The organism is Type-D symbiont of Plautia stali, assembly GCF_001485335.1.
GTDB classification, from domain to species: domain Bacteria; phylum Pseudomonadota; class Gammaproteobacteria; order Enterobacterales; family Enterobacteriaceae; genus Pantoea; species Pantoea vagans_C.
The window spans coordinates 1-9,314 of sequence record NZ_BBOC01000135.1; the positions used below are offsets into that span (position 1 = coordinate 1).

A 9,314-nucleotide genomic window follows, 5' to 3' on the forward strand; every position below is an offset into this window, starting at 1 on the left:
TCCGGGATGCCTTTACGGTCTAGACGACGGGCAGGATCACGGCCAGCATCCAAACGCTGGCCAGCCCGGTTACCAGTGTAGTGAATGGCTCAGCTCCTCGGAAGCGCCGCAGTATGCGATGCTTGGGTCAACAAGAGCCCACATCATGGCGTCTGCCGTACAGAAATCGCCAGCGCAGATCATACTGAAGCTCGCTTTAATAAGCCCCATAGTCACCCATACGTAAGGTTTTTCACGCAGAAGATTAGGCTCTGTGCTGCCACAGTTCAGGAAAAAGTCATGTCGGTATTCCTGCCGCCACTGCAGTTAATGACATTTTCTGTGTCGTGAGCCCATTCAAGGTCGCGGGAATGCATTATGGTGGGGATATTATAGCCCGTGCCGTATTGCTTTCTACAAAGTGGCCAGTGACTGCGATAGTATTTCAGAGGTCTGACATAAAGTTTAAATGCCACTTCATCGCAAAGACAGGAGCCGCTAACTACCACTGGAGTTCGCAAAAGCGTATTCCTCAATCAGTTTTCGGGCACACTGCGGTACCCGGACTGGCATGATCGTCCGCTTCCAAAAGTCTGACATAAAATGCACAAAGTCTGAGCAGTGGGGGCCGATATCCATTGAGGACTTATTTCATCTTAAGGAAGAAGATCATGGTCAGTACAGTAATCAATTACGGTATCACCGCGGACCCTGCAGTCAAAACCGGAAAGAGACGGGTATGATATCTTACTGGCGTAATAGTATATCAGCCTGCTGAAGACCGGTGAGAGTACTCTTACACCATCGCCGAGTCAGGAAGCGATCGACAAAAGCATGAATGACCTGCTGCAGTTGCGTAACAGCATTATCAGTCAGAGCAGAAGTCAGGTAAATGACATCAGTAATAACGTGGATGAATACTTTCCATCGCTCCAGGCGGATTCATTCCTTTCCAGAGAAGAAAAGTCCGGCCTTATCGGAGCACGTTAAGGGTTGCTCATCTCTCGAAGGCCGACTGCCGGAAAAGAAAGTCTCCTATTCAGAAGGCCATGTCCCTTTTTACACGACAATGAAACAGGAGGACGGATACACTTTTACCTGGTTTATTTCAGATCGTCCGCCTCTTTAACCGGCGTAGTCATTAATGGTTATTTTGTGCGGGACGCGCTTCGCTATATTTCCCCCGATGCTGCCTTCTACACTCTGCAGGATTTCATGAAGCTGAGTCCTTCGGGTTATGTCTGGAAAAGTTCACAATATCCCTTTGTGTTGGATTCATCTGACTCCATGAACATCCGCAGGCTTCTTCTTCACAGCTGCGCGGTTATTTTTTTCATTCTTACCGTCAGCCTCCTGGCGGGCTGGTTGACTTATGTCAGCACCGGTCTGATAAACACACCGCGGTTTGTGTTGAAATATTACTTGTATAAAAAAGCTTTTACCCGGTGTATCAGCCTGTTATCAGTACACGAGACAGAAAGGTGGCGGGCTGGAAATCCTCATGCGGTGCGGCAACAAAAAGGGGAATGAGGCATCGCCGACGCTTTTTATACCGCTTGCCGAACAGAGTGGAATGATTGGGGAGCTGACTTTGCAGCTACTGGAGAAGGTGCGGGAGGATTTTGCTATGTTGTCAGCAAAAGGCCTCTATCTCTCCGTAAATATCACCTCCGAAATCGTCGAAACCCCGGAACCTTTCGTGAATTACTGAAGTTTACCGAACATGCACAGCTCTAAGGACTGGACGTGCTTGTTGAGATTACCGAACGTCAGAGCTTCAGCCTGACAGAACAGCTGTCCGAAAAATTCGCCCTGTTACGCAAAGCCGGCCTGCATGTTGCCATAGACGATTTCGGCGGTGCCCCCGGAAGGCGGGTAAACGTACTGCATCATTCCCTCTGCTGAAGTTAACCTGGCCTCAGGGAGCAATCTTACTGTCTGAGGCCCGCCGAACGTCCATCATCAGGCAGGCCGCTGACTCCGCCTTCTGTCTGTATTACCCAGATGCTGAACGTTAGCCCGGCCTGCCTCCGGGCCCGCCGCCAGGGCCATATCCCCTCGGAAAGTGGTACTGTTCAGATTAACGCCACTAGCAGCAGAACCATTTTTTTCTCATCTTCATCTCCTCAGAAGCCATCAGCGTATCAGACAGGATGTCAGGCCGAACGCGTGGTTTGATAAGGTATCTACAGAGGGGAGCGAAAATTGATGTCCCGGTTCCGGAATGCAACATCGCTGCATCAGGGAATGTTATAAACAATGGACACCTGCGTTTTTTGTGTCGGTTTTATCCGGCGCCGTGGAAGGCGGCATGGAATTGTGCGTGTAGTTATACGTCACTTTCAGGGCGAACCTTTTATTTAGGTCGACTCTCAGGCCGGTTTCGGAATTGAGAGTGGAATCCCTGGAAGCCAGCACTGAAACGCCCTGTATAAAATAAGCAGCGTCAGTGAGTTTGTAAGAATAGCTGAGGGCAGTATAGGCAAGCGCATTGGTCGTTTCGTTTCCGTCAGTGAACTCATCATGCCTGACGCCAGGGCCGGCCTCAGCGCGCAGAGTATGAAGCGGCCCGCTGAATATCTGCCTGCCTTATCCGGCTACCGTGATGTAGTGGCCTCAGTACCCGTTGAATCTGTCGCCATACCACCCGTTCTGTCCGAAAAGAAAATTTTTGCCGTCCAGTTTAGGCCGCAGGCGCAGGCCCGCCAGATATTTCTCGGAGGAACGGGTGTCATCAGAGCTGTAGTTGTAGGCTTCTCCCCAGAGGCTGTAAGCGTTGGCGCTATCAAACCAGGTCAGCGTTGAATCAGCCGTAAGGGTGGACGTACGGGAATTACCTCCCTGATGGGCGTAGCTGCCCTGAACGTTACCTGCAAAATCACTTTCAGCCGTGGAAGGATCATCAGGAACGGTAAAAATGTCGACGCTGGCCGGGGCCCCCTCCGAAAAAAGGCTCGGGGCAAACAATGGCATGCCGCGCATTGAGGTCAATGCTTTCAATTCATCAGCTCACATGTAAAAAAATAAAGCTTATACGGACTGAAAATATTTTCCTGCGGGAAGTCGCTAAGGCATCGTTAAAATCATTAAGGATATCATAAAGATGGGATGGGTCATTCACGTCATTGCGTGACCGCGGCCAGCAGCACGACCGGCACACAGACGCGGGTCAGTCCGTTACCCAGCGCAGCCACGAGCGCGGGGCTCAGGGATCCGACCGGCGGGATGGTGCCTGGAGCCCGTCATCTTCCGAATCGCGGCGCCATTACCTGACTTAGGATGCCACCCTGACTCAGAAACAAAGGTGATGGCAGCCAGCGCGACCATCTGCATCAGCCGGGTCACTGACAGGCTCTCCATCCAGCCTGCCATCCGTCAGGGAGATGAAGCGGATGTGAGGGTACGGGTGGCTCAACTGCAGCGCACGCAGCCCGGCAGGAGCGCTGAAAAGCTGCATGGGAAAAATGGTATTCCGTACAGAAGAGCGCATCAGTGCCCTGCGGGTGGAAACATCAATGTGTCAGGTGAGTAGCATCACCCTTTAATCCCTGAGTTGCCGCACCATTATTTCGCCTGTAAATAACTGGCCGACCCGCTTCCGCGCGAAACACCTGTTCTGTCATCAGGCAACGCCGCCCTCCCGGCGCGCGCCCATCACTTCCTCCCAAATACTAAGTTCCGGCCCCTGCGTAGTGGCTGTATGCCAGAACTGTGTTCCTCCAGAAACAAGTATCAGTGCCAGAACTTTCTGAAAAATTCTGATCTTAAGAAGTGCCTTTCTGCGCGGCAGAGGCCCGGCGCCCGGGTTAAACCGGGTTGTCCTGTAATCTGTACTGCTCGGGCATTTCTCTGAATGTTCCCTGAATGTGAAACCGCCGCTGGAAAATTATCCTCATCTGATCAAAAGTCGCATTTAGATATCTTTACGTTATAAGAAGTTAATTTACGTTGCGTTCATCTTTTGCCGATTTGTATCACGCCGGGGGAAATATGAAAATCATCGTGGGGGTACGGGTTACCCTGAAAAAAGAAACATCCTGACTGACGGTTTACATGACTATCAGGACTACCGACTCAGGAATGTCTGGACCTGGGCCAACGCTGTAAGACAGAGGTTATTGCGCCGCAACAAGCTGTTTATCTTTCGTCCATTTCCCTTTTTCTCCTCAGATGACGCCGACATCATTCATCTGTTCAATGAAGTCGCCACCGGTGCGGGCAACTGGGTGGCAACCTTTGAAACCGAACTGCCCCGTGTCCTTCCGATCAGGGGGATTGATAAATTCACCAATCCCGAACTGTCCCGGGAGCTCAGGCATGTCAGTTCACCGGGCTGCAGGGGTATCATCGCTATATCCGAAGCCACCCGGCAAATCCAGTTGCAGTTACTTGAGCGCTTTCCGGCTGAGCGGTCGGCTATCCTTCCTAAACTGCACGTCCTGCATCCACCTCAGCCGGTTCTGCTGGAGAGGATCGCAAAGACGGTGGGAGGCCCGCTGACCTTTACCTTTGTGGGAAATGAGTTTTACCGCAAGGGAGGCGCTGAAGTCGTGCTTGCTTTCAGTCAGCTGCTCAGGGAAGGCGCGCTTAGCGCGAACGATGTGCGTGTCAATATCGTGGGCGACACGAGCAGGACGCACAACGTGGCGCACGGAAATTTTCAGGACGACGCCACGTTTCGGGGAAGCATTGAAAAAGCGCTCCGCGAAACGCCGGTCTTCCAGCCATTCACCTCTCTGGCCAACAACGCGGTACTGCAGCTTATCCGGTCCACTGACGTCGGGCTGCTGCCCACGTGGCAGGACACCTACGGTTTTTCCGTCCTTGAAATGCAGGCGTGCGCCTGCCCGGTGATCACCACAAACATCCGGGCGCTACCGGAAATTAATCCGGACGAAGCGGGCTGGATGATACGCTGCCCGCTGAATGGATCGTTCGAACTGGGCATAAAGTCTGAGGAAGAGAAACAACGGCTGCGCATAAGCATGGTAGAACAGCTTAAAACGATAATTATGGATATCATGAAAAACAGGGCCCAGCTTGAGAGTAAGTCAGCAGGTTCATTAAGGCGCATACGCGCAGAGCACGATCCCCGTCTTTTTCAGCAGCGGCTGAACGCGGTGTACAGGGGAGAAAAAATGCCGGAACCTGCCAGAAAATGAAGCATGTACCCGGACGGATCCTGGCATTCATTCTGGTCGCGACAGCCCTGACGCTGATACCCCATGGCATCCGGGTCGTCAGGGAGCACGTAAAACCCTGGGTGCAGTACTGCCGTGACCCTTTCACTGCCAGACATGCTGTCATCCGATGTGCGGATATTGAGCCCTGATGTCCCCGGACTGAGCAGCATGGAAGCCTCCTCAGAAAGAATTTAGATGACTGGCAGCACCACGGCCAGCATCCAGAGGCTGGTCAGCACGGTCACCAGCGAGGTGAGCAGCAGCGATCACGCCGGCGGCAGAAAGCCCCCCCAGCGACATCGATACGCCGGATGATGCCGGCGCCGGAGTTACTCGCCCCATGCGGCGATTCTTTCACTCCGGTAATTAATGTAAACCATAGCAGTAAAAAGCCCGTACAGAGAGTGAGCTAAAGCGCGGGCAATCTTTGGGGGTAACTATCGACCCTTCTGGTTTGTTACCATCATGCACTTTCCAGCAACAAAAGTTGCGATCTGAGCCGCCTGGACGAAGAAAATAAACCGCTTCCGAAAATGGAGCGGGCGTTCAAATGCAGTTTTTGATGTACAACATCACATCACTCGTATTGAAGGGATATGGAGCGCTATTAGAACAAACTGAGATCGTTACATAACCTGAATTTAGTGTAATGGTATGATTTTTAGCAATAAGAATTAACCACGTATGTAAAGTGTTAACTCTGGGGTCTTATTGTAAATATCAGAAATTCTTAAGACACTAAGTCCCGATTATACCTGAATGCAGATGTGACAGTTTTGGGGGCAAAAAAGCCCGGAGCAAGTGAGTCCGGGCGGCATAATTAAATGCCTGATATAGCAATAGAATGTTGGTAATTCCGAGGAGAACCGGAACGCTCTTTTGATAGAGGTTGTTCCTGAATAGTCCAGTCGTTAGTCACAAAAAAACCCGCGCAGAGGCGGGTAAAAAATTCGTTCAACTGGAAATTCTCTTTTCGTATGCATAACGCTTGCTGTGTGTATATGAATACGTCGCTATTATAGCAACATAAGCTTGAGCGTTTTAAAAAGTTCCATGATAAGAATTTACTGGATGGATTAGCCGATTTGGTGCGGTTTCAGAGGTGATAGTAACGTAATTAAAAAAGCCCGGCACTGATGGCGTCCGGGCTGCACACAGGGTGCCAGTCATGATCAATCGGAGTATGCCGTTAATACAGAGGAGTAGAAGCGACATTTTGATATTAGGATGAGCCCGTAAAAATTCCAGCGAAGCGGTACAATCAGTGACGCAAATCTTTGGGTCAGTCAACTCACAAACACACGCGCTGATATCGCGGTTGCTGAATTTTAAGGGCGCATTGTCTGCAGATCCAGAGGGATGACTGCGTCAGCAGTATTCGGACAATATCTTTAAACAATACAACGCCGCACAGCCCGGCAAGCTTTTCGCTATTAATCGTCGGAACAAATCAGGTTAGCGCTCGCGCATGAGCTGAACCGCACGTTCAGGAAGGCCCGCAGGCGGTTAATATTTGCTGGGCCAGCCGCGTCACCTTTCAGCCATGACCGTCGAACCGTCTGTACGTTAGCTCTGAAGCAGTCGACGACTATGTATGTTGAAAATACCACAATTCTCAGCAACAAGGTGGGTTGTCATTTGCCGGTCGACAAATTCCTGATTGATTCAAGCCAATTAACTGTGTCATTAAAGAAAAATCCGAACAAAAGGTTGCCACGACAGGATCATCATCAGGTAGCCCGACTCGGGCAGGTCAGTAACTCTTTGTGGCCAGTGCACATAATTATACTTATCATGAAAGCTACAGGTTCTGCTACCTATCAAGTCTGACAGCCATGAATTAATTAAAATATTCTTTCTCAAATATATTCATCGGGTCACATATTTTGAATGTCTCACCCCCTTTTTGGGGGGGTTATGATATCAGATTGAATAACTCAATTTGTTATTGATCCCGCCAGGAGGCATTCCTGTACGTAGAAGATTTTGTTTGACCCTATTAGTCGGAAAGAAGTTTTTTTGCACTCAGTATGTGATTAAATTAGAAAATTGCGAGCGGGACGTGAAAAAAAGTCCGCTTTACGCTAAAATTAATTTCCTGTTACTGTAAATTCAGGTCATATCAGATAGCTATGAACTATAATGACGTTCTTCCCTGCGAAATGGTAGGGAAATATTTCTCTGGTAGTTTTTCATCTTATAAGAAACTCATGACGCAGGTTATCTCCGTTGAACGTAACGGTGGAGGCTTCCTTGTTACACACACTTTCAACGGCCGCATCAGGAAAACCGCCTTGTCTGTGTTCAGGCTTCGCTTTCCTTTTATTTCTTAACCTTTTTTATCCACGTGCTGTCATGGATATTCGATTTTCATGACAGCTGGATCTGATAAGCGTTGCGCTGAAGGCATCCTGACAGCGTACGAAATCTCACTTTACCGAAAAGAGAAACTGCTGGGTATCCTGACATCAGAGAATATTGCGAACTCTCACCGGACAGTTCAGTATTACCGTATCGCTGACATAAAACGGAGTCGATTTTACGTCAGATAAACCCCTTATCCTTTATCCGGTTGCTGGATCATTAAAGTGTCCCGTGGGCAGGTAATGTCATCATCAGCGCATAAGACAGCATGCCTTGCGATCCGCGGTTTACTGGAATGACCACATCTGGCTTTGAAAGGATCTATTGGGGAATTTTAATTTATACAGTTTCTTTAACCTATACTTATCGTTAATTCCGGGATTCAGATGAGGGTACAGATGAACAGTTTACTTACGGTTGAATATGAGGTTCAGATAAAAAGACTGGCTTGTCTGCATCAATCAGGAGAGGGATATCAAAGCATCAAATCTGATATAAATTCAGCACTAATGCATCTGAGCGGAGAGATTGGTCTAGATCCCGAAGACCGGGTTGCGACATGGAGTGAGCTGCACACCTCTCTTAAGAGGTCTCTTTTTAATCTCTGCCGACCCGCACTGGATTAATGTCATCCGGTTTGCCCTTTCAAGGATAAAATCCTACAAGCAAAAATGCTCTTGTGTCCCGTTCGGGTAAAAGAACGGCTCATACTTGATGGCTATTCAGGCGCTTCAGAGGCTTAGTGGCTAACGCGCTTTTTAGCATTAGATAGACCCCGAAGATCCCTACTTTAGTCTAAGGTCCCCGTTTGCGCGGGCTGTTTTTCTGTGTGGTCACTGAAAATTTTCTCTCAGAAAGACGCGCGCCAAAGCCGGTGAGCGGGGATTAACTCTTGTGTCGGGGTGGAGGTGTGACAGCATTGTGGCATAACGTCCGGCCTGAAGACCGGTCAGTCATGTCTCATTGATTTGAGCCCCTGACAAATTCCTGCCAGTTAAGATAGCCGGGCTTTTGATCGGGTCGGTTGCCGTGCAGATATGAAATCAGCCCGTTTCAGAGATGGCTTCCGGAAGCGAGCTTCTGCGATATGAGGCAGTGTATCTCGTACATGTTATGCTATCTACGACACTAAACGGCAGCCTTTTACTGATGTACTTTCGGCTTCAATCAGGTGGTTTATCGTTATATTGTAAAATACTTCCTCCGGACTCTGGTCGCTATGCTTCCTGGTAAATTACGTCTCCGTACGTTGCTCATATTACTTTCCGTCGGCGGAGTGATACTGACCGCCTGCCTGCTGCTCGGATCGCTGCTGATTTTTCAGAAGGGCAACATTGAGGACAGCCTGCTTGAGAGCAACATCGCCTATGCGCGCAAGCTCGCCGACACCACCGATCGCTATCTCGGCACGGCGCAGCGTGAGCTCGCCTGGAGCGCCGGGCAGATTAAGGGGCTTAACGATTCGGGGCACCTTCGGGACGAGACCGATCGCCTGCGGCTGCAGTCGGGCTTTTTCAATACCGTCGTGGTGGTTAACCGCGACGCCGTTATCGCCGCAACCTCGCCGGAAAGCCTGAGCCTCATCGGCATAAAGCTGCATTCCGACGCCAGCAGACAGGCCATTACCACGCAGAAGCCGTTTATCTCTTCGCCCTTTACCTCTGCTACAGGTAACTACGTGATCTTCCTGTCGCAGCCCCTGTTTACGCCGGACGGCACTTATCTGGGCTACATAGGCGGCACCATCTACCTCAAAAAACAGAGCATGCTGAGCGACATTCTCAGCCT

Annotated in this window: 5 protein-coding genes and 1 pseudogene; 4 read left to right on the forward strand and 2 right to left on the reverse strand. The window is 50.0% G+C overall.

Features of this window, described 5'->3' with window-relative positions; all coding sequences use genetic code 11:
- Positions 1-266 precede the first annotated feature (266 nt).
- Complete coding sequence (locus PSSD_RS28545; protein ID WP_439654618.1) at positions 267-488, reverse strand: GFA family protein; 222 nt, start codon at positions 486-488, stop codon at positions 267-269.
- Positions 489-1,194: 706 nt separating this feature from the next.
- Between PSSD_RS28545 and PSSD_RS27620 the strand changes: the two genes are divergently transcribed.
- Positions 1,195-1,509, forward strand: a complete 315-nt coding sequence (locus PSSD_RS27620) for a hypothetical protein (protein WP_153011504.1) — start codon at positions 1,195-1,197, stop codon at positions 1,507-1,509.
- Positions 1,481-1,690, forward strand: coding sequence for an EAL domain-containing protein (locus PSSD_RS28510; protein ID WP_058974066.1), 210 nt, complete (start codon positions 1,481-1,483; stop codon positions 1,688-1,690). Before PSSD_RS27620 ends, PSSD_RS28510 begins: the two co-directional genes overlap by 29 nt.
- Positions 1,691-2,219: 529 nt before the next feature.
- Here the strand turns inward: PSSD_RS28510 and PSSD_RS24695 are convergent.
- Positions 2,220-2,979, reverse strand: a pseudogene (locus PSSD_RS24695) (DUF481 domain-containing protein).
- A 1,118-nt stretch (positions 2,980-4,097) separates the two neighbouring features.
- Between PSSD_RS24695 and PSSD_RS24705 the strand changes: the two are divergent.
- Together PSSD_RS24705 and PSSD_RS24710 are read left to right on the forward strand one after the other, a co-directional pair.
- The gene (locus PSSD_RS24705) at positions 4,098-5,141 is read left to right on the forward strand and encodes a glycosyltransferase family 4 protein (protein ID WP_235589296.1); all 1,044 of its coding nucleotides are present in this window, start codon (positions 4,098-4,100) and stop codon (positions 5,139-5,141) included.
- 3,604 nt (positions 5,142-8,745) lie between these two features.
- Positions 8,746-9,314: PDC sensor domain-containing protein (locus tag PSSD_RS24710; protein ID WP_201023849.1), on the forward strand; the 569-nt coding region annotated here is incomplete at its 3' end.

Coding starts and splice junctions, on each gene's coding strand:
- PSSD_RS28510 (WP_058974066.1), top strand. CDS start 1,481: ATGCGGTGCGGCAACAAAAAGGGGAATGAGGCATCGCCGACGCTTTTT.
- PSSD_RS27620 (WP_153011504.1), top strand. CDS start 1,195: ATGAAGCTGAGTCCTTCGGGTTATGTCTGGAAAAGTTCACAATATCCC.